Origin of the sequence: Vibrio sp. 10N.286.45.E10, assembly GCF_002874195.2 — a bacterium.
Taxonomy (GTDB): Bacteria; Pseudomonadota; Gammaproteobacteria; order Enterobacterales; family Vibrionaceae; genus Vibrio; species Vibrio crassostreae.
Genome location: NZ_MCWD02000001.1, coordinates 310,007 through 335,136, shown reverse-complemented (window position 1 = coordinate 335,136; position 25,130 = coordinate 310,007). Strand labels below are relative to the sequence as shown.

20 protein-coding genes are annotated in these 25,130 nt (G+C 42.7%); 9 read left to right on the top strand and 11 right to left on the bottom strand.

Going from position 1 to position 25,130, the window contains the following annotated elements:
- Positions 1 to 37: 37 nt before the first annotated feature.
- Positions 38 to 1,090 (bottom strand): tRNA preQ1(34) S-adenosylmethionine ribosyltransferase-isomerase QueA, encoded by a 1,053-nt coding sequence (queA, locus tag BCU34_RS01365; protein WP_017629870.1) that lies wholly within the window; start codon positions 1,088 to 1,090, stop codon positions 38 to 40.
- A 335-nt stretch (positions 1,091 to 1,425) separates the two neighbouring features.
- Here queA and BCU34_RS01360 point away from each other — a divergent pair, with 335 nt between their 5' ends.
- Positions 1,426 to 1,872 (top strand): CBS domain-containing protein, encoded by a 447-nt coding sequence (locus BCU34_RS01360; protein WP_102480892.1) that lies wholly within the window; start codon positions 1,426 to 1,428, stop codon positions 1,870 to 1,872.
- Positions 1,873 to 1,939: 67 nt separating this feature from the next.
- Here the strand turns inward: BCU34_RS01360 and BCU34_RS01355 are convergent, their stop codons facing one another.
- Entirely contained in the window at positions 1,940 to 4,915 is a 2,976-nt protein-coding gene (locus tag BCU34_RS01355; protein WP_102480893.1) for a hypothetical protein, read from the bottom strand.
- Positions 4,916 to 5,263: 348 nt separating this feature from the next.
- Complete coding sequence (locus BCU34_RS01350; protein WP_102479637.1) at positions 5,264 to 6,169, bottom strand: hydrogen peroxide-inducible genes activator; 906 nt, start codon at positions 6,167 to 6,169, stop codon at positions 5,264 to 5,266.
- A gap of 210 nt (positions 6,170 to 6,379) precedes the next feature.
- Here BCU34_RS01350 and BCU34_RS01345 point away from each other — a divergent pair, with 210 nt between their 5' ends.
- The 4 genes from BCU34_RS01345 (at position 6,380) to BCU34_RS01330 (ending at position 9,762) form a co-directional block, all read left to right on the top strand.
- Positions 6,380 to 6,988, top strand: coding sequence for a peroxiredoxin C (locus BCU34_RS01345; protein ID WP_048658845.1), 609 nt, complete (start codon positions 6,380 to 6,382; stop codon positions 6,986 to 6,988).
- Positions 6,989 to 7,304: 316 nt separating this feature from the next.
- Positions 7,305 to 8,048, top strand: a complete 744-nt coding sequence (locus BCU34_RS01340) for a copper homeostasis protein CutC (RefSeq protein WP_102479635.1) — start codon at positions 7,305 to 7,307, stop codon at positions 8,046 to 8,048.
- A 100-nt stretch (positions 8,049 to 8,148) separates the two neighbouring features.
- Positions 8,149 to 9,078: a LysR family transcriptional regulator gene (locus BCU34_RS01335; RefSeq protein ID WP_102479633.1), complete on the top strand. Its 930-nt coding sequence runs from the start codon at positions 8,149 to 8,151 to the stop codon at positions 9,076 to 9,078.
- Between the two features lie 126 nt (positions 9,079 to 9,204).
- Positions 9,205 to 9,762 carry a porin family protein gene (locus BCU34_RS01330; RefSeq protein WP_102432991.1) on the top strand — a complete coding sequence of 186 codons (558 nt, stop codon included), beginning with the start codon at positions 9,205 to 9,207 and terminating at the stop codon, positions 9,760 to 9,762.
- A 77-nt stretch (positions 9,763 to 9,839) separates the two neighbouring features.
- Here the strand turns inward: BCU34_RS01330 and BCU34_RS01325 are convergent, their stop codons facing one another.
- Complete coding sequence (locus BCU34_RS01325) at positions 9,840 to 10,535, bottom strand: hypothetical protein (protein WP_102432990.1); 696 nt, start codon at positions 10,533 to 10,535, stop codon at positions 9,840 to 9,842.
- A 376-nt stretch (positions 10,536 to 10,911) separates the two neighbouring features.
- Between BCU34_RS01325 and BCU34_RS01320 the strand changes: the two genes are divergently transcribed.
- Positions 10,912 to 11,403: a hypothetical protein gene (locus BCU34_RS01320; protein WP_102432995.1), complete on the top strand. Its 492-nt coding sequence runs from the start codon at positions 10,912 to 10,914 to the stop codon at positions 11,401 to 11,403.
- An 8-nt stretch (positions 11,404 to 11,411) separates the two neighbouring features.
- On the opposite strand, the gene phoU is transcribed toward BCU34_RS01320, so the two are convergent.
- The 4 genes from phoU to BCU34_RS01300 all read right to left on the bottom strand — a co-directional run bounded on the left by phoU (position 11,412) and on the right by BCU34_RS01300 (position 17,040).
- Positions 11,412 to 12,110, bottom strand: coding sequence for a phosphate signaling complex protein PhoU (gene phoU, locus BCU34_RS01315; protein WP_009848270.1), 699 nt, complete (start codon positions 12,108 to 12,110; stop codon positions 11,412 to 11,414).
- Between the two features lie 74 nt (positions 12,111 to 12,184).
- Positions 12,185 to 13,003 carry a phosphate ABC transporter ATP-binding protein PstB gene (pstB, locus tag BCU34_RS01310; protein WP_048663744.1) on the bottom strand — a complete coding sequence of 273 codons (819 nt, stop codon included), beginning with the start codon at positions 13,001 to 13,003 and terminating at the stop codon, positions 12,185 to 12,187.
- Complete coding sequence (pstA, locus tag BCU34_RS01305; protein ID WP_102479639.1) at positions 13,004 to 14,713, bottom strand: phosphate ABC transporter permease PstA; 1,710 nt, start codon at positions 14,711 to 14,713, stop codon at positions 13,004 to 13,006. It abuts the gene before it with no gap.
- A gap of 110 nt (positions 14,714 to 14,823) precedes the next feature.
- Positions 14,824 to 17,040: an ABC transporter permease subunit gene (locus BCU34_RS01300; protein WP_102432989.1), complete on the bottom strand. Its 2,217-nt coding sequence runs from the start codon at positions 17,038 to 17,040 to the stop codon at positions 14,824 to 14,826.
- A 200-nt stretch (positions 17,041 to 17,240) separates the two neighbouring features.
- On the opposite strand from BCU34_RS01300, the gene ppk1 reads away from it, so the two are divergent.
- Together ppk1 and ppx are read left to right on the top strand one after the other, a co-directional pair.
- Positions 17,241 to 19,337, top strand: a complete 2,097-nt coding sequence (ppk1, locus tag BCU34_RS01295) for a polyphosphate kinase 1 (protein WP_102479353.1) — start codon at positions 17,241 to 17,243, stop codon at positions 19,335 to 19,337.
- The gene (ppx, locus tag BCU34_RS01290; protein WP_102479355.1) at positions 19,328 to 20,839 is read left to right on the top strand and encodes an exopolyphosphatase; all 1,512 of its coding nucleotides are present in this window, start codon (positions 19,328 to 19,330) and stop codon (positions 20,837 to 20,839) included. Before ppk1 ends, ppx begins: the two co-directional genes overlap by 10 nt.
- Positions 20,840 to 20,917: 78 nt before the next feature.
- Here the strand turns inward: ppx and BCU34_RS01285 are convergent, their stop codons facing one another.
- From BCU34_RS01285 to phoB, 3 genes are read right to left on the bottom strand one after another with little or no spacing between them, the layout of a single operon-like run.
- Positions 20,918 to 21,895, bottom strand: coding sequence for a PstS family phosphate ABC transporter substrate-binding protein (locus tag BCU34_RS01285; RefSeq protein WP_102479357.1), 978 nt, complete (start codon positions 21,893 to 21,895; stop codon positions 20,918 to 20,920).
- A complete protein-coding gene (gene phoR / locus BCU34_RS01280; protein ID WP_019823041.1) occupies positions 21,892 to 23,190 on the bottom strand; it encodes a phosphate regulon sensor histidine kinase PhoR in 1,299 nt (432 codons plus the stop codon). Before phoR ends, BCU34_RS01285 begins: the two co-directional genes overlap by 4 nt.
- Before the next feature lie 33 nt (positions 23,191 to 23,223).
- The gene (gene phoB / locus BCU34_RS01275; RefSeq protein ID WP_004735064.1) at positions 23,224 to 23,913 is read right to left on the bottom strand and encodes a phosphate regulon transcriptional regulator PhoB; all 690 of its coding nucleotides are present in this window, start codon (positions 23,911 to 23,913) and stop codon (positions 23,224 to 23,226) included.
- 194 nt (positions 23,914 to 24,107) lie between these two features.
- Between phoB and rdgC the strand changes: the two genes are divergently transcribed.
- Positions 24,108 to 25,022, top strand: a complete 915-nt coding sequence (gene rdgC / locus BCU34_RS01270) for a recombination-associated protein RdgC (protein WP_048669223.1) — start codon at positions 24,108 to 24,110, stop codon at positions 25,020 to 25,022.
- The last annotated feature ends 108 nt before the right edge of the window (positions 25,023 to 25,130 follow it).

Sequence of the window (25,130 nt, the reverse complement as noted above, 5' to 3'; positions counted from 1 at the left end):
CACCCGTAAATTTTTTTATCGCTTAAACCAGCTTCAATTAGCTCGTTTTCTTATTGATGAACATGGCATCGCCGTAGCTGAAGAAACGATATTCGCTCTTCACAGCGTGATCGTATGCGCCCATCACATTATCGTAACCTGCAAATGCACTCACCAACATAATCAGCGTTGATTCTGGTAAGTGGAAATTGGTAATCAAGCAATCCACCAACTGGTATTCGTAACCAGGGAAGATAAAGATTTCAGTGTCACCAAAGAAAGGAACCAACTCTGTGCCTTTCTTCAATGCATCTTGCGCTGCACTTTCTAGTGAGCGTACTGATGTTGTACCAACGGCAATAATACGACCGCCACGAGCTTTTGCTGCAGCTACGGCGTCAACCACTTCTTGCGGGACTTCAACGTACTCCGCATGCATGTGGTGATCATTGATGTTGTCTACTTTAACTGGCTGGAATGTGCCAGCGCCAACGTGAAGCGTCACGTAAGCAAACTCAACACCTTTCTCTTTCATGTCAGCCATTAACTTGTCATCAAAATGAAGACCCGCTGTTGGAGCTGCAACCGCTCCCGGCTTCTCATTATAGACCGTCTGGTAACGCTCTTTATCTGCGTCTTCATCTGGACGATCAATATAAGGAGGTAGCGGCATATGACCAACACTGTTCAGAATCTCTAAAACGCTTTGATCGGATGTGAAATGGATTTCGAATAACGCATCGTGACGCGCCACCATTTCAGCTTCATATTCATCGTTCTCACCAAGGAACAACTTGGTACCCGGCTTCGGTGATTTAGAACAACGAACATGCGCAAGAATGCTTTTCTCATCAAGCATACGTTCAACCAAGACTTCAAGCTTACCGCCTGATGCCTTGCGACCGAATACACGAGCAGGAATCACTCGAGTATTATTGAAAACAACAAGATCGCCTGGTTCAACCAAGTCTAAAACGTCTTTAAACGAACCATCTGTCAGGTTGCCATTATTGCCGTCTAATTTAAGCAGACGGCTTGCTGTACGCTCTTCTTGAGGATAGCGAGCAATAAGTTCATCTGGTAGGTCAAAGTGAAAATCTGAAACTTGCATGTGTCTAGTCTTGTCTTAGTTGATGAGATTTGTGCCGTTGACGAATCATCAATCGTAGTTGCTGAACAATGGTTACGGTAAGTCAATCATTACCGGAAACACATCGCAAACACGACTAAAAATTTCGCAGTGGGCTAGTATAGGCACACGAGCCGCAATAGCAAGGTTTACAGCAATGGATTATTGTAAAGAGGCGTAAAATAATGCTACTAACTCACCTCCTTAAACTAAAGAATTAGTTGCATAAAACTCACCCAAAAATGCGTCAGATCTCAGTTATTTTTAGGATAAAAAACTATAGTAATAGCAACAAAATAAAAAAGAAGGAGGTTCGTATGATCAAGGTTGAAGATATGATGACTCGCAACCCTCATACCCTATTGCGCTCACACTCACTGGCCGATGCTAAGCACATGATGGAAGCGCTTGATATCCGCCATATTCCGGTCGTCGATGCCGATAGAAAGCTACTCGGTGTTGTCACACAACGAGACGTTCTAGCCGCTCAAGAATCCAGCCTACAAAACATCCCACAAGCTCAATCTTTTACTCTTGCTACTCCCCTCAACGACATCATGCACAAAAGTGTTATGTCAGCAGAGCCACGTGCAGGATTAAAAGAATCGGCTATCTATATGCAGAAACATAAAGTGGGCTGTTTACCTGTCGTAGAAAACCACGAACTAGTAGGCATTATCACCGACAGTGACTTCGTCACCATCGCGATTAACTTGCTTGAACTGCAAGAAGAAGTCGAGCCAGAAGAAGCTGAAGTAGATTGAGACAACAATAAAAAGAGCCTCATGACATCATGAGGCTCTATTAGAATCAGATTTACTGTTTCTGTTGTTACAGAGGGGTAGCATCACTGCAAAGGTTAGTTTGTCGAGTTCTGAATTGATGCTGAATAACTAGCTGAATATCATCAATCGCTTCCGTCTCAACAATATCGCCATATTCATCACCTAATTGCAGAGACAATCTCCAACCAGAAGCAGCTACACTTCTCTCTTTAAATGAATAGGTTGGATTAAGTAACTCTCTATTGTCATGATAACCTGCCGTTAAGTTAGCGGTCATACGCTGTCTAAAACTACCATTAGATACAACGCTATCACGGGAAATATCAGCAAAACGAGTGGAATAAGAGTTCAAACCACCTTGAAGCCCCTCGCCATCACCTACTAATACTCCTGGAGTGCTACTACGCATGTAACTATTCCCGCCGTAAGTAAGATATGCTTTAGTTGTCGCCTCGCCAGATATGTCGTAATTCAGCGCGAGATCAATAGCAACACCACCAATTTTATCAGAATATGTACCGGCAGCACTTAAGCACATAACGTCATCATCACTACCCACAATCGGACCTTGAAAAAGGACTGAGGATGGAAAGTTTTTCACGGTACTGAACTCTACCGTTAGCCATTCACCAGAAACTAAATCGCGAGATAATAACTTAAGCTTGGCATTAAATGCTTCATCAGCATTCAACATTTCACCACTACCATTTGGGTCTGGGTAAAGGATAGTTCTCCCGTTATAGTTATCAATGTAACCAAAGATATCCCTCTTGAGAGAAATAATATCCACGGTTTGATGACCATTCGATGTATACCATCCGCCATAGAAACTTTCCAAAGCATTGAGGTATTCGATAGATTGCTGAATGTTTGAGACTTTGAATACATCGCCTTTATCTAGCTCTGCATTACGGTCATTGAACAACACTTGTCTACTATGCTCAAAAGCTTGTACAGCATAAAACAGCCACTCTTGAAGTTCAGAAAACTCTAATTCTGCTTGATAGGTTTCAACAGTCAAAGTGCTGAAAGATAGTGGATTAGCGTACGAGCGCTCTGAAGCCAGATACTCATTTTGGTCGGTTTCCGCGACCAAACGCAAAGCTTCAGCATTTAAAGCAAGTAACCTACCAGCATCATCACTTAAATTAGAAAGTGACTTAGCCATATCAGCTCTAGCCGTTGCCAATTCTAAGGTTAGTTGTTGAATTCGCCCCTTAGCAAAAACATCTGATGTCTCTACCTGTAAACCTTTTATTGTTGCACGCTCAAGCAAAGCCAACTTCTGTGTATATAAGTCAGCCTTAAGAGAACTTCCCTTCAATGCACCTTGTAAGTTCTCGACAGCAGTAAATGTCGATGATAAATCGGTAGAGCCGGTATCATTCAAGAAACGATTTAGTATATCAAGAGAGTGTTGTACTTCTTCAGACAGCAGCAATGTGTTCATATCGAAAGTCGAAGTTCGACTTTCATCAATTAGGCTTTGGAGCTTAAATTCATTAAGACCTAATTTAACCGTGATCTTATCGACCAAATTACTAGTTTGCTGCACCAGCTCAAGATGTGCCACTTCTAGTGCTATGTTGTTTAATACCTCACTATGGACTCTATAAGCTCGTTCAACTTCGCGCTTTGCAGCTTGAATGTTTTTCAACTGATAGCCGATTAAGCTGCCTCTACGTTGACTCTTAGTCTGCTCTTTACAGGAGTTAACAATCAATGAAGAAGGGCAACCTAGAAGAGTTGATAACCTCTCTTTTGAGCGTTGATTTTCTTGCTCAAAATTTCGTGTAAAGACGCCCAACTGATAACGGTAATCAAGGTGTTTTTTTTGAGCAAAATTCAGTGAACTCTCAAGAGAGAGCGTCATTTCATCTAATACTTTCCCTATAGCCTCAGTTGAACTGCTCCCAATACTATCTTCAGAGTCATAATCTGGCATCAACAAAACGAAATCATCTGGCAGCCCTAAATAGTTAGCTCCACCTTCGAGCCAGTTGGCTACAGATTTCAATTCAACAACGTTACCTTTAAATTTATCTAGCTCAGACGACAATATTATATGGGTATAGGAATCATCGCCTAACAAACGACGTAACTGCGTCTCTTTTGAAATAACTCGCTCAAGCAGTGAACTAGCATCATATGCAAGCTTAGATTTTTGCTCTACAGAACTCGCCGATACCGACTTTAATTTACTAATTTGTAACTGCTGAGCTAATAACTCATTCATAAACTGATAAGCTAATAAAGCATCTTTATAACCTGTAATTAAACGGTCTTCTTGGTATACAGGTAATGACTGTCCTTTTTCATTTAGGTATCGAGCACTTTTCACATCACGAAATGGCTGCGCACTAGCAAATGATTGAGGGTACTTTTCGATCAATCTCCAATAATCATCAAAAGCGCTTAATAGAATATCTAAAGACTGTTGACGGTACTTTTCCACTGCGGCTGTGCTTGCTCGATCTACCCATAATATTCTAGCTTGGTCAGTTGCACGATTCGCCAAAATAAAATCTGCTGTAGCGCGATCATAATAAATATCAAAAAGTACCGCTTTTAAGCCCACCAAATCAGAAGTTTCGATAACGAGTTTTTCAATCGTTTTAATGGCACCAGTAGCTTGACGTTTTTCTGCATTACCCCATAAAGAGTCGAAGGGCCATCCTTCTCCGCTTTCAGATATTGCAACGATAATATTTCCTGTTTTTGGGTCGAGAGTAAACATACGCTCCAAATAACGAAAAGCTGTTAAATCTTTAGCTTCAGTATCTTTTGCATACTGAGGATATAATTTAGATAACGCTTGTTCGATAGTCGTATATGTTGTAGAAAATTGAGGTACGCTCGACCAACAGAGTTCACCTTCAATAAACTCCTGATAACAACTCTGCCTTAGATTATTCTCATCAAATAAATAGTTTTCATTTTTATCATCTGAAGCGTTAGTAACTCCTGATAATAGTAATAAGGGCGTAAAAAGCCCTACCAAACGCTGTTTAGCATCAATCATAATTATTCTTTTAATTTTATTTTTGACCATTAAGTAAATAACATAATGGTCATTTACTTTACCTAGCTAACAATAATATTTTTTTATCATTAGTCGGGTTCACTATCCACACAGGGAATGCAATATCAACTTTTATAAAACCCAATTATCATTAACTTAATTTCGATCACAGTTATCAATAGATGGAATGATAAAAAGCATAACAATTAGAAGAAAATAACCATTTATTATTTTATGCTTCATTAGATTTAACTAATAATAAATTTATTTAACAGTATCAATAAATAAAAGAGCGGCTTTAATAGCCGCTCAAAGATATAAATTAAATACGCTGATAAATGATGTCTCTTAAAGTAACTCAGAAACCACATCAGCAAGTTGATGGAAGGTTTCGCGACGTGATGAGCTTGGTCGCCAAACCAGGCCTATATCTCGGTACGCATGCTGACCAGGAGGATCAATAACCACTAGGTTTTGGTTTTCAAGCAAGCCATGATCGATCGCCATTTGCGGAATAAAGGTGGTTCCTAAACCATTGGCGACCATTTGTACCAACGTATGTAGGCTTGTGGCGGTGAACGGGTTGATCTTCTCTTTGTCGGTTAGCTTACAAGCTGATACCGCATGCTCGGTTAAGCAGTGCTCGTTCTCCAATAAAAATACAGACTCATCTGGCAAGTCATCGTATTTAATCGGGACACGAATGCCATCTGCTTGATTACGACTGATCACCATACGGAAAGGGTCTTGCCCAACAACTTTGCTCTCCATGTTGTCGATATCGACAGGCAGGGCCAGAATCAACACATCTAACTCACCATGACGCAGTGCAGCCAATAAGTTGGTCGTCGTGTCTTCACGCAATAGTAAATTTAGCTGCGGGAAACGATGGTTGGCTTCTTGGACTAAATCACACAAAAGGAATGGCGCAATGGTAGGGATACATCCGACTCTTAGCTGCCCTTGCATCGCATCACCATTGCATAGGTTTCCAAGCTCGACAAGGTCTTGCCCCTTCGCCAGTAGATCTCGTCCATGCTTGACCACCAGCTCACCCGCTTGAGTAAAAACCAATGGGCTCTTCTTATCCTTCTTTTCATAAAGAGGGCAACCAATGAGTTCTTCTAGGTTTTGAATGCCTTTACTTAATGTAGATTGACTAACGAAACAGCGATCAGCGGCGTCGCTGAAGTGACGAGTTTCGTGAAGAGTAACAAGATAGTGAAGTTGCTTAAGACTTGGCCATTTATTCATGAAATTACTTTGTAATATGAGTAGGATAAGTTACGTAAAGGTCATAAGACCTAAGGACAGGACAAAGAATAAGCTTATCGCTTTTTTCGATTAACTTAATCTATTTAATTCGCTTTTTTCTATAGTACCGATTGTACTATAGTTTGTCCCGTAGAAACGGAGCCCAAACAAAGATGTGTTGGGCCAACTAATTTTTTAGGAGATTCCAAAATGGTACTAGTAGGTCGTCAAGCCCCTGACTTTACTGCAGCAGCTGTTCTAGGTAACGGTGAGATCGTTGATAACTTCAACTTCGCAGAATTCACTAAAGGTAAGAAAGCTGTAGTTTTCTTCTACCCACTAGACTTCACTTTCGTTTGTCCTTCAGAGCTAATCGCTTTCGACAACCGTCTAGAAGATTTCCAAGCTAAAGGCGTTGAAGTAATCGGTGTTTCAATCGATTCTCAATTCTCTCACAACGCATGGCGTAACACTGCTATCGCTGATGGCGGTATCGGTCAAGTTAAATACCCTCTAGTTGCTGACGTTAAGCACGAGATCTGCAAAGCATACGATGTTGAGCACCCAGAAGCAGGCGTTGCTTTCCGTGGTTCTTTCCTAATCGATGCTGACGGTCTTGTACGTCATCAAGTAGTTAACGACCTTCCACTAGGTCGTAACATCGACGAAATGCTACGCATGGTAGACGCACTAAACTTCCACGAGAAGAACGGTGAAGTTTGTCCTGCACAATGGGAAGAAGGTAAATCAGGTATGGACGCATCTCCACAAGGTGTTGCAGCATTCCTATCTGAGCACGCTGACGACCTAAGCAAGTAATTACCTCTTAAGCCCGAACTCAACGCGGGTTAATGGTTGGAAGATTCTCTATAAAGAGACATAAAGCATAAGCTAATAGCGCAAAGCGCACCGCCAATCAGTTAAGAAGTAAAGTCCTATTAAAAGCCCGAAGTTAACGCTTCGGGCTTTTTGCATCTACCGCTTCAATAATGATTTATTCCTCGCTCATATCCGCTATGAATAGGGGTAACCGCAAAGCCAAACTTTACCTCTATTTTCCTCTGCCCCTACCTATTCAGAATCATCCCAAGATTGCTATGATTTCCTTAGTCTCAATTTGAACGAGTAAAATAGCATGAACATCGAAATTGAAGTTTGTATCGATAACCTAGAATCCCTACACAATGCCCTAGCTGGCGGAGCTAATCGTATTGAGCTCTGCTCTTCACTAGCACTGGGTGGGTTAACTCCGAGCTTCGGAATGATGAAGCAAGCGGCAAGAATTTCGTCCGTTCCGGTCTACGCGATGATACGCCCAAGACAAGGCGACTTCATCTTCGATGATGATGACATGATGTGTATGCTTGATGATATCCAAGCCGCTGCCGATGCTGGTTTACATGGCGTGGTATTGGGTGTACTTACCGCTCAAGGTGAAATAGAAATGGTCGCGATGAAAGCCCTTACCTCAAAGGCCCACCAACTAAAACTTGGTGTGACCTTTCACCGTGCCATCGACCAACTTAAGGATTACCAAACAGCACTAGAACAGATTATCGAACTTGGTTGTGAGCGCGTTTTAACTTCAGGCTTAGCAAGTAACGCAGAGCAAGGAAAAGACATTCTCAAGGAAATGGTTACACTCACTCAAGGCCGCTTAGACATCATGGCAGGGGCAGGCGTTACCGCTGACAATGGCCAAGACATTCTTAAGCACACTGGCGTTCAAGCGCTGCATCTATCTGGCAAGTCGACAAGATCGAGCGTCATGACACAAGCCTCTCAAGCTCAAATGGGGCACGATGACATAGACGACTACTCAATCCCCGTTACGAGTACAGCCAAGATTCAAGACCTAATTGCTTCGCTTAACGAATAGATGAACACCGAGAGCTGACTAAACACCAACACAACATGGCTAGTAAAAGCTTGGAAGTCACGTATATTAATAGACTCAATATAGCGACTCATGGAATGTTATGGCTAAGGATCTGTTCAGCTCTCTTGATTTAAACCTACTGCGCACCTTTTTGATTGTTTACCAAGAAAAAAACACCAGAAAGGCAGCTGAGCGTTTATTCGTTTCTCAGCCAGCGGTGAGCCAAGCCTTACAAAAGCTACGCCATCACTTCAACGATGAGCTTTTCGTCAAAGTTCATGGTGGATTGCAAGCTACCTCGTTCAGTGAGCAACTCATCAATGAGATAACACCTCACTTGGATGGCTTGATGACGGCAGTGAATGCATCCAATAAATTTGATCCAAACGACATTGACTACCCTATAAAGATTGCGCTATCTCCTGTGGTACTCGCTTGCTTATCCGGCACCTTATACAAAGAACTCATGAGCCAAGCGCCAAACTCGAAACTCGAGCTAGTAAGCTGGTCTACTTCATCTTGTGAAGATATACAGAAAGGAGAGGTTCTGCTAGGGGTTGCTTACGAGCTACCTTTTACATCAAAAGAGATCTATGTAAAAAAACTGGTTGAGATTACAGGCCGATTATTTGTAAGAAAAGATCACCCAATTAAACAAGCTTCAGTCAGTCCCGAAGAATTAGCAGGTTATGAAATAGCATCAATGATATCTCCTGGTTGGAACGACAATTTTAGCCATGCAGCCAACATATTAGAGTCACGTTCAATTCCACACAGTATTGGCTTTCGTTCCGAGATTTTGATGGCAATCATCGATGTCGTAGCGAACTCCGATATGTACATGCCACATTCTAACCTATTCCCCATAGATAACTACCCAACGCTGCGAGCTATAGATGTAGATCTTGATACTAAACATAAGAATGTCAGCGTTTACAGTCATATACATACTAAAAATCGTAATAACCCTCTCATATCCTGGCTTTTCGATGTAATCAAAGCTGCACTACTACAACAGATTAATAAGTAATGCTTATTACAGATATACGAGAACCTATTTAGCTTAAAAATATAACACTGTTTAATATTCACTCCATCGACAGGGAGTCAATCAAATATAAGGATGCAATAATTAAACATTAAGAGCGTTATTTATATGAAATTACTAACTACAGCACTAACCGTTATCGCAATCATTTCTGCTTCATCAGCTTATGCTCAGAAAGACTATTCTGGACATCGTATTGGTTTCGGTATTGTTTCTAGTGAAGTCGATCATCTAGATTCAAATTTCTCTCGAAGCGATTTAGGTAATGGGTTAAAGCTCGAATATGGTTATGACATTAACCGAATCTTTGGTGTGAATATCTCATCAGATACGAGTAAAGAAGATGAAAATTTTGAAGGCTATGGATATGAGACTAAAGTTTCAACCTTCAAAATAGACACAGACATCGGCTATGCATTCTTCCTCAATGGCTTTGATGTAAAGCCATACGGTGCTATTGGTTTTACTCGTGTAGAGGAAAAGATCACGTTAAATACGCCTGACGGTAGTGCAAGTATCAAAGACAACAATACTTCTCTATTGCTAGGCACCGGAGTTAGAGCAAACTTTGATTTCGGCCTATACACTGACCTGCGTTTCAATTTCATCATGATGGATGATTACGATATCGACCAGTTATCTTTAACCGTGGGCTACAAGTTCTAACCTCTCTCGTAATCAGGTACGCTATTTGCTCACAATTATTTCTTATTGTGAGCAAAATAATTAATACCATCGCTTTTCTAATCTTCTGGACGCCAACTCAATGCACTCGCGATAGTACCAATAACTAACGTATCTTTCTCATCATCATTAAGTTCAGGCATCATCTGTAAAGTTAGCATTCCATTCGTCTGAGCCGCTGCTGCCTCTTGTGAAGCTTGTTTAAAGCTATACCCTAAAGGTTTTTCAACTGACATCAAAAGGTCTTTGCTTGAGTGGACAGTTTCGACATCATATTTATTCGACCCAACTCGTATGTAGCCAGCTTCTTTCTTCTCTAAACTAACTTTAATCATCCCAGATTGAGGCTCTAAGACGAACTCTCCTACTTTCTCATTCCTTTGGGTTACAGAGCAGCGATAAGGCTTATTGCCACCGAAATCAACACCCATATAGTTAACTGAAGTCCCACCGCCAGAACAAATTAAGTTCCACACCTGACCATTGTCGTTTCTAGTGATCTCAGCAGCAAGCTCTCCGTCTTTAAAAGAGACAGTATCAAACCATGTTGAGCTTGATGAGTTTCGACTGTATTTGCCTTGATACATACCTGCAATATCAAACGTTCCTTCTTGTCCCAATCCCCAGAAGTCACCATCTGTTTTAATAATAAGTTGCGGTTGCTTACTAACCACTTCTGATTTGTCCATGATGGCAACGCTGCCGCACGCTGTTAACGTGAAAAGGGGAGTTAAAACTAAAAGAAACTTTTTCATACTGATATCTACCTGAAAAAATAAATGTGGAGGATAAATTCAGCAGGAGAATAAATTAAAGATTGATCGGAATATAGTAAACACTAATGAGCCACATCGACATTATCATCATCACATCGGAACAAATACATTAAATAACATAAGGTTAAGTAGACGCTTATCTATCAAACTCGTTTTGTAAGGCTACGTAAGACAAAGCATTCGCTAAATAACGAAAACAACCACTGATAAGTACACGTTATTACAGAGATAACCAATGCGAATTAGCCTGCTCTTTCAAAGTCCATATAATGATTTCCGTTATCCAGTTAATTCTCTGGGTTCATTCATGGATCGACCTAATGCTAAGGAGAGCAAAAATTACTTCGGTGGTACCATGAAACTAAAAACACTTCTTCTCACTTCGGCTTTATTCTCAACCTCTGCATTTTCAAGTGGTCTTCATTTATCCCCTGAACTAAAAATTGGTTCTTATCATGGCTTCGGATTACAGGCGGGTATTACTGATGTGGCAAATTTAGGCGCTGTTTACCTAAGTTATTCTCACCTTTGGTATGACAGCGATCGATATGATGAAACTGTCGATGCATATCGTATTGGTATCCAAAATATGTTTGGAAGAAATCAAACCCACGGCTTTCAGGCTGAAATTGGTGTGGCAAGCTATGACGGTACAAAAACGCGCTCAGGCGAAGTAGAAGAGAAAACATCACATGGGTTAAGCCTAGGCGGTGCCTATGTTTACCAAGCGACACCAATGCTTGGGTTACGTGCTGGTGTTGATATGAATATTTTTGATCACAATAAAACCTTTGTACCTTACGACACGACGATCAATTTTAATCTTGGTGCAATCCTTAGCTTTTAAGATGTCCCCTACTTCAATGCGTCATCAAGGCTTTGATCGCCTAGGTGGCGTACATCTTTACCCTTCACAAAGTAAATAATGTATTCGCAGATGTTTTGGCAACGGTCTCCCACTCGCTCAATCGCACGCGCTGACCACATCACCTGCAAAATATTAGGAATGTTCTTAGGATCTTCCATCATATACGTCATTAACTGACGAATAACCGCCTCGTATTCCGCATCCAACTTATCATCAAGCTTATGAACTTCAGCTGCCGCATCAACATCCATACGAGCAAAAGCATCTAATACTTGGTGAAGCATGGTGATTGCTTGTCGGCATAGCGGCTCTAACGAAACATGGAATTTTTGCTCTTTGGTCGAAGGGATCTCTATCGCGCCTTGAGCAATTTTAGAGGCTACATCACCAATACGTTCCAGATCGGTAATCGTTTTGATGATCGCCATAATCAAACGCAGATCTTTCGCTGTCGGCTGACGCTTTGCAATAATTCGGGTACACGCTTCGTCAATCGACACTTCCATCGCATTCACTTTATGGTCGTCACGAATCACTTTTTTAGCCAATTCAACATCGTCTTTATGAAGCGCCTGCATTGCAAACGAAAGTTGCTGCTCCACTAACCCGCCCATGGTCAATACATGAGTACGGATCGACTCTAACTCGACATTGAATTGCCCTGAAATGTGGCGACCGAAATGCATACCTGCTCCTTGAAAGAAATGAAGAAAGCCATTTTTATAGAGTGACTAAGCTCTAAATGACGCCTCTATAGAGGTTAACCATATCTACCAGTAATGTAGTCTTCCGTCTGATTTTTCAATGGAGAAGTAAAAATTGAGTCCGTATCTGAGTACTCGATCAATTTTCCCATATGAATAAAAGCAGTATGGTCACTCACGCGCGCCGCTTGCTGCATGTTATGAGTAACAATCACCACGGTGTATTGTGTTTTGAGATCGTTAATCAGCTCTTCAATCGTCAAAGTAGAAATAGGATCCAGTGCCGATGTCGGTTCATCCAACAATAGTACTTCAGGCTCAATCGCGACCGCACGTGCAATCACCAAACGCTGCTGTTGACCACCCGATAAACCAAATGCGTTTTCATGAAGTCGGTCTTTCACTTCATCCCATAGTGCAGCAGCACGCAGAGATCGCTCAACCGCATCATCCAGGTCTCGACTATTGCTGACACCTTGTAGTCTCAAACCATAAACCACATTCTCATAGATAGATTTAGGAAAAGGGTTCGGGCGCTGGAATACCATGCCAACACGACGTCGCAAGGTCGCGACATCTACCTTAGGGTGATAGACGTTCTTGCCATGAAGCTTCACTTTCCCGGAAACCTTGCAGCCCTCAACAAGATCATTCATGCGATTAATACAGCGCAGCAGCGTCGACTTACCGCACCCTGATGGGCCGATAAAAGCCGTCACTTGCCCCTTCGGAATTTGCATTGAAATATCATCGAGTGCTTGACTCTCTTTATAATAAAGATTCAGCCCTTCAATTGAGATAGCAACTTGCTCATCCTTCAGGTTATGAACATCTAGTGGTGCTTGGTAACCCAAGGTTTCATTAATCGAGAACATCTAATCTTGTCCTAAGGTTCGGTATTTTTCACGCAAGTTATTTCGGATATTGATGGCCGTTAAATTTAATCCAACAATCACCGTAACCAATAAAAATGAAGTGGCATACACTAAAGGTCGTGCCGCTTCGATATTCGAGGTTTGAAACCCAACATCATAAATATGAAAGCCTAAATGCATGAACTTTCTGTCTAAATGTAGATACGGGAACTGACCATCGACTGGCAAGCTGGATGCTAGCTTAACAACACCCACCAACATGAGTGGAGCAACTTCCCCCGCGGCTCTCGCGATGGCCAAAATTAAACCAGTGATAATCGCAGGGCTTGCCATCGGTAAAACAATGCGCCAAAGCGTCTCAAATTGAGTAGCACCAAGCGCTAATGAACCATACCTCACGGAGCTAGGGATACGCGTTAAGCCCTCTTCCGTAGTTACAATAACAACGGGCAAGGTTAATACTGCTAAGGTCAAAGCAGACCATAATAAGCCAGGCGTACCAAATGTCGGAGCGGGTAATCGCTCTGCATAAAACAACGTATCAATCGAGCCGCCAATGGTATAGACGAAGAAGCCTAAACCAAAAACGCCATACACAATCGATGGTACACCAGCCAAGTTAATCACGGCGATACGAATCAAACGTGTCAGGGCGTTGTTTTTTGCATATTCATGAAGATAAATAGCAGCAACAACACCAAGAGGCATCACTACAATCGACATCAGAATAACCAACAAAACAGTACCGAAAATGGCTGGGAATACGCCACCTTCAGAGTTTGAGTCTCGTGGGTTCTCTGACAAGAACTTCCAAACTTGTTTGCCCCAATGCCCAACCTTTTCAAGGTAGGGCATATTATTCGGGTACCAATAATCCAGAATATGGCTGAGCGAAATTTCGACCTGTTCTCCTGTCATATCCTCAACGAGCAAGCTTTCTACATTAAGCTGCGTTCTCAAGTGCTCAAGCTTTACTTCAGCCTCACCTAATTGGCGGTTTAATTCCAGTTTAGTTTGAGTATAGGTTTTAAGATATTCATCGCTCACTGATTCATTGAGTTCAAGCTTACGCTTTTCTAAACGCAAGTTTTCCAATTGCCAGCTTATATTGCGAATTTCTTGGTTCACAACACGCGACGTTTCTTTACGTAACGTATCAGCAAACGCTAAACCTTGTTCGAGCTTTTGGTCTATGTTCGAATCAAATGTGCCAGAAGCGGTTTTAAAACCCACTGGCTTACCAAAGAAATAGCCACCTCGACTTCGTTCAATCACAATCCAATCAAGTGGAGTGGTTGGTTCACGTAAGTTAACATCCAGAATGGAAACAAAGTCCGCAGGGTACAGTTCTCTATTGGCGACTTTGATGCTTAAGCGCTGTATTAGCCCTGTCGACAAATTTTGAGGTGACAAAAGGTCATGGACTTGTGGAACTTGCTCTATCGGGATGTACTTGCGTTCATATAACTGACCAATCAATAAATCTTGTTTCGATACGGTTTCGTCAAGGTCAACTACTAACGATAAGTCTTTGGAATCAACTTGCCATTGGTACAAAGGTGCTGGCCAAAAATAGGTCAAGCCCTTCCAACCAATCAGCAGCATCAGGCCAAGAACAGAAAGCATACTGATGCTCACCGCCCCACCCGTTAGCCATATCCACGGAGAGCCCGATTTAACCCAAAATAATAATGACTTCAGTTTATTGATCATAATCGACCTTGCTCTGACGCGCTGAAACCAAGGTACAGTAAAGATCACGAGATGCGCTAGCCAAACAACTAAAAGCCGTTGATACACATTGAGATAAACCGATAAAACTACAGTGCACGATATTTGTCTCTCAATCTTTGTCGAACCCACTCTGCGACTGAGTTCACCGCAAACGTAAAAATAAACAGCAAGAGTGCAGCCAAGAACAACAAGCGGAAATGAGAACCGCCTACTTCAGATTCAGGCAGCTCTACAGCAATCGTTGCCGATAACGTCCTCATCCCTTCTAGAATATTCCAATCAAGGATCGGCGTATTACCTGTTGCCATCAAAACGATCATCGTTTCGCCCACAGCTCGTCCTAGCCCCATCATGATGGCTGAAAAGATACCTGGGCTAGCCGTCAATAACACCACATAAATAAGGGTCTGCCACGCGGTTGCCCCCAACGCTAATGAACCATCAGATAAGTGTTTAGGCACAGAGAAAATCGCGTCTTCTGCGATAGTAAAAATGGTCGGGATAACCGCGAATCCCATAGCAAAACCGACCACCAGCGCATTACGTTGGTCAAAATCGATACCATAGCTAGCCAAGAAAGTACGAATATCCCCCCCAAACAGCAAGGCTTCCATACTATTTTCAGCAATAAATACTGCAATCACAGTAATCACCAATACCGGAATCAATATCAGGGCATGCCAACCATTAGAAAAACGACTGGTCACCATCTTCGGTAAGCAGAACCACACAAGCCCAGTCAGCAGTGTGCTCAATGGCAATAGCACCATTAACAAGAAAACGGCCGTTAAATGCGTTTCAACAATGGGAGCAAACCAAAGCCCGGCTAAGAATCCGATGATAACGGTCGGAAGAGCTTCCATCAGCTCTATCGAAGGTTTCACCACTCTTCGCATTCGAGGAGACATGAAGTAAGCGGTATAAATGGCTCCGAGTACAGCAACAGGTACTGCGAACATCATCGCGAACAGGGCGGCTTTGATAGTACCAAACGTGATAGGTACTAAACTGAATTTCTCTTCAAAGTCATCATTAGCCGACGTTGATTGCCACACATATTGAGGCTCTGGGTAGCTTTCGTACCAGACTTTTTGCCAAAGTGATGAGAATGAGATTTGCGGATATTCGTTATCGACTTTAGCCACACTGATGGTGCCATCAATCAGCGTCGCCAGATGCAGTTCATTGGCAGACATAGCGGCTAATTGTGGTGACTTCTCAAATGCCCGTTCAAACAAAGACAGTTTTTCACTGGTCGTATAGTGGCTCTGTAAGGTGCCGTTTTTGTAGAAGCTATAGAAGCCCTTCCTGTAAGTATCAGGCAGGATAAATTGAACCTCTTCAGCAAGCTGGAAGTCTCGAATATGGGTTAAGCTACGCTTTTCATCTTTGAGAACATCAAACCACTGAGAAACCTGCCCGTCCTCATGCGTAACCAATAGCGAATAGGCCCCAGACAACAAATCGATACTTTTCACCGAGTGCTTCGCATCATTCAAGCTAAGGTCAATCACTTCACGAACATTAAAGCCGCTATCTGATAACTTCAAAACCACTAAATCCGATTGTGCTCGGAGATATAAGGTTTGACCATCGGGTGTCACTAACAGCTGTTGCTGTATGCCCAACTTATCCGATAGCCATTGGCTCTTCTGAAAAATATACTGACCCGTAATATCACTTTGGTACCACTTCACTAAGACTCGTTGGTCACTTAGCTGAGCGGCAACCGTGATACCACGTCCATTCTTAGCGAACGCGAATTTTTCGATTGTCGCCTCGTTCGAGGATTCGTCATTTAAAAATGGCTCAGGGAGAGTGATTTGCTCGATTTTAGGTTCGGCTTCACTGCCCTTTTGCAACACAGGCGCACTATACTCAGGGTAGAAAAAAGTAAGGTTGCTTGCGCTATCGGCAAAAGCAAACCAGTTTTCAGATGGGGTGTTTCGAGAAAAGGCAATTGGATTGGCTAAAACATTTCGCTCAAAGTAAGAGTGTGTATTTTGAGACTCTAAATCCCAAAATTTCACCAAACCGTTTTTTTCGATAGTAAATGCATGCTGACCGTATTCATCAACAGATATGGCGATAGCCTTTTCTACAGCAACGCTCTTTACTGCTCGGTCTGTCTCTAAACCAGTATCAGAAAATACTGGTAAAATGACCATCGCCAAGTAAACAAAGATCAATACCAGAGCAGCTAAGACACTGACGGCACCACATGTCACTGAAAAACGGACGAGACGATCTTTCAACCATCTTTTTTTGTCGCGCTCTTTCAATGAAAATTGGGCTGAAGCCATCTGTTTATCTACCTTTTTTTAGCTACTGACATAATATGTACGTTAGATGACAATTATATTACAAGTTACGTTAAACAACTGAAACTAATAACAAGTTTGTTGACCATATTTCTTAAAGTAAGATCCTAGATTTTGTGAATTTTGTCATTCTAAATTAAAGTAATCAGCTCTATAGCCAGCACTCAAGGATTATCATCTCGATGGAAAAAGACTATGTCACAAAAGAACTTAGCTGGTTATCCTTCAATGAAAGAGTGCTCCAAGAAGCGGCCGACAAGTCAGTTCCCTTAATCGAAAGAGTTCGTTTTTTAGGTATTTACTCGAAAAACCTCGATGAGTTTTACAAAGTCCGATTTGCTGATGTGAAACGAAAGATCTTACTTCAAGATCCACCGCTAACCTCCAACTCACCGAAAGCCTTGCTGACTCAAATGCAGAGCAAAGCGAGCAAGCTCGATGCTCAATTCCATGAACTGTATAACGACTTGCTATTGGAATTGGCACGCAATCGTATTTTTCTGGTCAACGAACAGCAAATCAGCAAAGAACAAAGTGGCTGGATAAAAAAGTACTTTAAGAAAAAAGTATTGCCACACTTAACTCCGCTTCTCTTGAACGAAGATAGCCAGTTACTCAATATTCTCAAAGATGAACAAAGTTACTTAGCCATCGACATCGAGCGTGAGGCAGCTTCTCAATATGTCTTACTCGAAATTCCATCAGAGGCTCTCCCTCGATTTGTTAAGCTACCGGAAGCTTCGGGTTCGCAGCGTACGACTTTGATCTTATTAGATAATATAGTTCGATTTTGTTTAGATGACTTGCTTAAAGGGTTCTTTGAGTATGACTCATTGCGTTGTTTTGCGATAAAAATGACGCGTGATGCCGATTATGATCTTCAAGATAACAATGAAAATAACCTATTAGAATCGATGTCTTTAGGTTTAGAACAACGCTTAACGGCACTGCCGATACGTCTGATCTATGAGTCAGAAATGCCAGCTGAAATGCTCAACTTCTTACAAGTCAGACTTAAGTTGTCTGACTATGACAGTGTTATCGCTGGAGGGCGCTATCATAACTTCAAACATTTCTCTGAGTTCCCAAGTCTTAATCGACGTGATTTAACTAATCGCCCACTCCCCCCGATTAAGTGCGCGCATTTCAGTCATTATCCAAACTATTTCGAAGCGATCAAAGCGCGTGACATCTTACTCCATTACCCTTATCACACCTTTAATCACATCACTGAGCTTGTTAGGCAGGCTTCCTTTGACCCGAAGGTAACCTCCATCAAAATAAATGTTTACCGTGTTGCGGAAGGCTCAAAACTCCTCAGCTCGATCATCGATGCGGCGCACAATGGTAAAAAGATCACCGTGGTTGTCGAGCTGCAAGCCCGCTTTGACGAGCAAGCCAATATTCAGTGGACCAAGAAACTTCAAGAAGCGGGTGTAAAAGTCATCCATGGTATCCCGAGCTTAAAAATTCACTCCAAGCTGCTGCTCATTAAACGAAAAGAAGGCAAGCATACAGAGCATTATGCCCATATTGGCACCGGTAACTTTCATGAAGTTACAGCGCGCGTTTATACCGATTTCTCTCTACTCACTGCGCATGAAGATTTGACTCAGGAGGTGAGACAAGTTTTTAAATATATCGAAAACCCATATCAAAAATCACAGTTCAAGCAACTGATTGTGTCACCAAAGAATACAAGAAAACGTCTATATCAGTTGATAGATCGTGAAATACAAAACGCGATAGAGGATAAGCCAGCAAGCATCACTCTAAAACTCAACAACTTGGTCGATCGAGAGATCATCGAAAAGCTCTATCAGGCTAGCCAAGCCAATGTAAAAGTAAGAATGGTCATTCGTGGTATGTGCTCCCTTGTCTCTGGCATACCCAACATCAGTGACCATATTGAGATTGTCAGTGTGGTCGATCGTTTTCTCGAACATCCGAGAGTGATGATATTTGGTAATGCTGGAAAGCCGAAAGTCTATATCTCCTCTGCTGACTGGATGACTCGAAACTTTGATCACCGCATCGAGGTTGCTGCCCCAATTTTAGATCCAAAGATCAAGCAAACCATTATCGATATCACCGAGTTTCATTTTGAAGACGGCAACAAAGCTCGAGTGTTAGACCAATCGATGAGCAACCCTTACATACAACCACCAGCAACCCCACTTGATTACCCAACGTCACAACTCTCCACTTACCACTATATTAAACGTATGGAGAAACTTACTCGCAAGAAGTACAAACAAGAGAAGAAATCATGCCGCTAATTGATAACGAACATTCTCGATGTATTGCCGCTATCGACTTGGGTTCGAACAGCTTCCACATGGTGGTTGCCCGAGTATTCGATCAACACCTGCAATTAGTCAGCAGACACAAACAGAAAGTGAGATTAGGTGATGGATTGGATGAACGTAACTTCCTATCCGAAAGCGCTATCGAGCGAGGCCTAGAATGCCTCAAGGTGTTCGCAGAACGACTAGCGGATTTTGAGCTTGATGATGTCAGAGTTGTTGCGACTCATACTCTAAGAAAGGCCAAAAACGCTAAAGACTTCTTAGAACAAGCTAAACCATTGTTTCCTTTCCCAATCGAGATCATTTCTGGTCAAGAAGAAGCTCGAATAATCTATAACGGCGTAGAACACACTCAAACCGCTTCTGAATCTAAGTTGGTTATTGATATCGGTGGAGGGAGTACCGAACTCGTCGCTGGACAAGGCTTTACTCCCCTAATTATGCGCAGTTTACCGATGGGATGCGTCAGCTTCACTCAACGTTTCTTTACTGAAGGAGAGCTAACCTCACAACACTTTTCAGATGCTTATACCGCGGCTACTCGTCTATTGATGCCACTGATTGAAGAATATAAAAAGCCCCCTTGGGAAATAGCCTTTGGCTCATCTGGGAGCGCTAAATCCATAAAAGAGGTACTCATTGGCTTAGGGTTCACCGACGGTCTCATTACACCCCAACGCCTTTCCTATTTAAAGAATCACTTATGTGAGTACTCATCTTCCGAAACCTTAAATCTTTCAGGTTTAAGTGATGAGAGAAAGCCAGTGTTTGCTGCTGGTGTCACCATTCTTTCAGCAGCCATGGATACGCTAGACATCAAGGAGTTACATTTTTCTGATGGTGCCCTAAGAGAAGGCGTTCTTTATGACATGGAGGATAGATTTAAAGATATTGATGTTCGCACAAGAACTGCCGAAACGCTGGTCTCTCGATACCATGTTGACGTAGCTCATGGCCAGAAAGTCAAAGTACTCGCACTTGCATTATTGAAACAAGTGCAGCCTCAAGTGACTACTACAGTCACTAATGAGCTGTATGATCTGGTTGGTTGGACAGCATTGCTTCATGAGGTTGGACAAAGCATTGCATTTCAAGGCTATCACCGCCATTCGGCTTATCTGCTTAAGCACACGACAATGCCAGGCTTCAATACGGAGCAGCAACGTCTGATCTCGACATTAGTTCGCTATCAAAGAAAAGCGCTCAAGTTACAAGACTTACCGGAGCTCTCTCTATTTACTCCACAACAAATCACACTGCTGATTCGTATATTGAGACTCGCTATCTTACTTAATCGTCAGCGAAATCAAGCACCTGAACCAAACGTAACTCTAACGATTGAACAACAGAATAACTGGGAATTAAAAGGATCTAACAGCGACTGGTTGACCCAAAACCAACTGCTTGAGTATGAACTCAGAGAAGAGCAACAACGTTGGAACAACGCTGGATGGTCGTTGAAACTAAAATAACGAACAATCAAAATAATAACAGCCTGCGAGATCGCAAGCTGTTCATAGGTTTCTTTTCTACGTTCGCAGTGACCTCAATCAGAGCCCGACTTTCGCCAACTCTTGCTCTGCGAACTCAGACGGTATCGCTAGATAGCCATCTTTTTCTACAAGCTCTTGGCCCTGCTTTGAGAATACAAAAGTAAGGAACTCTCTCTCAACCGGAGAAAGTGGTTTATCCGGATGCTTATTCACATACACATAGAGAAAACGAGATAGAGGGTAATCACCACTCAAGATATTCTCACGCGTAGGCTCAACATAATTAGAGCCATGCTCTGCAATAGGAATCAGCTTAACACCAGCTACGCGGTAGCCAATGCCCGAGTAGCCAATCCCACTGATGGATGAAGCAACCGACTGAACGACTGAAGCCGAACCAGGTTGCTCATTCACACGATTTTTAAAGTCACCGCCGCACAGTGCATTCTGTTTGAAGTATCCATAAGTCCCCGATACAGAATTGCGACCGAACAATTGGAATCGATGTTTCGCCCATGGCTGATCGATTCCGAGATCTTGCCAGTTATTGAGGGGCTTCGTTGCTCCGCAGCGTAATGTCTCAGAAAAGATACCATCAATCTGACGGAAGTTAAGCCCTTCAATAGGATTATCTCGGTGGACAAACAGCCCGATTGCATCAATAGCGACTCGCAGTGCTGTTGGCTTATATCCATGCTCCCTTTCAAATGCTTCAATTTCTCGCAGGCGCATCGGACGACTCATTGGCCCTAGATGTGCAGTCCCTTCGGTTAAGGCTGGAGGAGCAGTAGAAGAACCCGATGCTTGGACTTGAGCGTTAACATTTGGGTAGTAGGACTTGAACTCTTCCACCCATAACGTCGTCATACCCGCTAAGGTATCCGAACCGACCGATAATAAGCTCCCAGAAACTCCCGGAACCTTAGAATAATCAGGAAGAGAATCGACACCCTGTTCGGCATGCACAGGGTTAACTAAAGCAAACGCTAATAATGAGCTGACTGGAAAATGCATCCTGCGTATCGAACAACTCATGATACGGTCAGTCGATTTGGTAAAGTAAAATGGAATCGACTACCGACGCCCACTTCACTTTGAATTTCTAAATGTGAGTCATGGTGACTAAGCGCGTGTTTCACAATCGCTAATCCAAGACCACTACCACCAGTATCACGTGAACGTGCTTTATCTACACGGTAGAAACGCTCTGTGAGTCGATGTAAGTGTTGTGGCTCAATACCGTCCCCAGTATCGGACACATCCAAACACGCGCCTTGACTGGTCTGGTACCAACGCACCTTAACCGTCGCGCCCGGTGGTGTGTATTTCACTGCGTTATAAACCAAATTCGATATCGCACTTCTCAATTGGTCTTCATCAGCTAATACACGTAGGCTCTTATCAATATCAAACTCAAGCTTGTGTTCGCGGTCACCACTCAAGCTCGCGGCTTCTTTCTCAAGAACCTCAAGCATAGCGGGAACGTTGACCACTTCATCAAGCTCATGCATTGGCGCAGCTTCAATTTTAGAAAGCGTGAGTAGTTGATTGACCAGACTGTTCATGCGATTCAATTGCTCGGTCATCACACCATGAGCTTTAGGCCACATAGGCCCAACGACCATGTCTGGGTCTTCCGTCATTTCAAGGTAGCCCTGAAGTACGGTCATTGGAGTACGTAGCTCGTGAGAAACGTTAGCAAAGAAGTTACGACGCATACCTTCTAGCTGCTTTAGCTGAGTAACATCACGTACCACCATTAAGTGTTCACCCTCGGTATACGGCACAATACGCAACTCAAGCATACGCTCCACATTCAGTGGCGAAGGCATCTCTAACGGTTCTGAAAAATCTTGTTTATTAAGATACTTAATGAAGTCCGGCGTGCGGATCAAGTTAGAAATCGGTTGTCCTGAATCGTCCGGCCAGCGAAACCCAAGTAAATATTGAGCGAGCTTATTACACCAAACGATATTACCTTCACCGCGAAATACCACAACGGCATCGGGAAGCGATTCTGCACCGTTACGGAAACGGCGGATAAGGTTAGTCAGTTCTTTGCGTTTGCGACGCTGTCTCTGCTGCATACGATAAATACCGTTAAACAGAGATTCCCAGTTCCCAGAGCCTGAAGGTGGAGTTAGACGCTTCTCATCCCACAGCCATGCGGACAAACGCATTTGGTTGTGTAGATGCCAGCCGAGCTGCAATACCGTAGCAGCCAGCAGTAACCAAGGTAGGTAACCGAATATCCATCCGACTAAAACCCATGGTGCGTAAAAAAAAGCCAGCTCCCAAGCCAGCTTTTTCCAGGTTAACTTTTCAACCATTCAGGACTCCGTAAACTGGGCAGCGAAGCCACATTAAGCCTTTGTAGAAAAACGGTAGCCAGCGCCACGAACCGTTTGGATTAGCTTATCGTGACCTGCAGACTCAAGCGCTTTACGCAGGCGTCGAATATGTACATCAACAGTACGATCTTCAACGTAAACGTTGGTGCCCCAGACGTTATTCAGTAATTGCTCTCGGCTGTATACACGCTCTTGGTGCGTCATAAAGAAGTGCAGCATTTTGAATTCTGTTGGGCCCATATCTACTGGACCTTCACTCGCGGTAACACGGTGTGATACAGGGTCTAGTTTAAGACCTTGAACGTCAATCACATCTTCCAATGCGGTTGGGGTTACTCGGCGAATAACCGCTTTCAGGCGAGCTACTAACTCTTTTGGCGAAAATGGTTTGGTAATGTAGTCGTCAGCGCCAACTTCTAAACCGCGAACCTTATCTTCTTCTTCACCACGAGCCGTCAGCATCACCACTGGGATGTTGCGAGTTAACTCTTCACGCTTCATGTGCTTGATAAAGTTTATCCCGCTACCACCAGGTAGCATCCAATCTAGTAATACTAGATCTGGGAAAGGTTCACATAGCTTGTTTACCGCTGTATCGTAATCTTCAGCCTCTACTGCTTGGTAGCCTTTTTGTTCAAGTACAAAACACAGCATCTCACGAATAGGTGCTTCATCTTCAACGACCAGAATCCTTCTCGACATAATTGAATAGCCTTTGTATTTAATCAACGCATTGCATTATCTGAGTTAATTATGACACTTTTGTGACCTTTGAAAACAAATTTTCATATAACTGTCTCAAACGTTTCACTTTACAACTTTTGATACAGAGCTAAGGACAAATCGAATTAGATCTCATATCATGAAGCACTTCTAAAAAGGTATGAGAAAAATTTATGTGGTTTAAAAATTGCCTAGTCTATCGCTTCAACCGTGATATTGATTTCAACGCAGATCAGCTAGAGAAACAACTTGAAGAATTCCGCTTTACTCCTTGTGGTAGCCAAGACAAACAGAAGTTTGGTTGGGTACATGCAATGGGTAGACACGGCGATATGATGACGCACGTATCAGAAAACCGCATTCTAATTTGTGCAAAGAAAGAAGAGAAAATGCTACCGGCTTCTGTGATCAAAGAATCGCTGAACGCAAAAGTAGAAACGCTTGAAGCTGAATCTGGCACTCCTCTTAAAAAGAAAGAGAAAGACAGCCTAAAAGAAGACATCATCATTGATTTGCTTCCTCGTGCATTCAGCCGCAGTAACTTTACTTATGCGCTGATCATGCCAAAAGAAGGTTTCATTGTGGTTGATGCTAGCAGCTACAAAAAAGCAGAAGACGTATTAGCATTGCTACGTAAAACAATGGGTAGCCTACCAGTCGTGCCCGCTATTCCTGAGCAAGCGATTGAAACGACTCTAACCGAGTGGGTTAAATCAGGTGATACACCTCAAGGTATCACAATGCTTGATGAAGCTGAGCTTAAGTCGATTCAGGAAGACGGCGGTATTGTTCGAGTTAAGAAACAAGAACTAGAAACGGACGAGATTAAGAACCACATCGAAGCTAATAAGATGGTGACTAAACTTCTTATCAACTGGCAAGATCGTATTGAATTCATTCTGGCAGAAGACGGCAGCATCAAGCGCCTAAAATTCAGCGATGAACTTAAAGATGAAAACGATGATATCCCTCGTGAAGACCAAGCTGCGCGTTTTGATGCTGATTTCTCACTTCTATGTGGTGAGTTCAGCGTTTTCCTTCCGAACTTATTTGAATCACTTGGCGGGTTAACTCAACCAAACGCTTAATCTGTGATTTTAAAAGCTCAGATTTCGATGGTATCTGAGCTTATTTCCTAGCAAACTCTTGCTTATATTTATCTCTCTGCCCTCTTCTTAATGTCATTGCTATCTTTA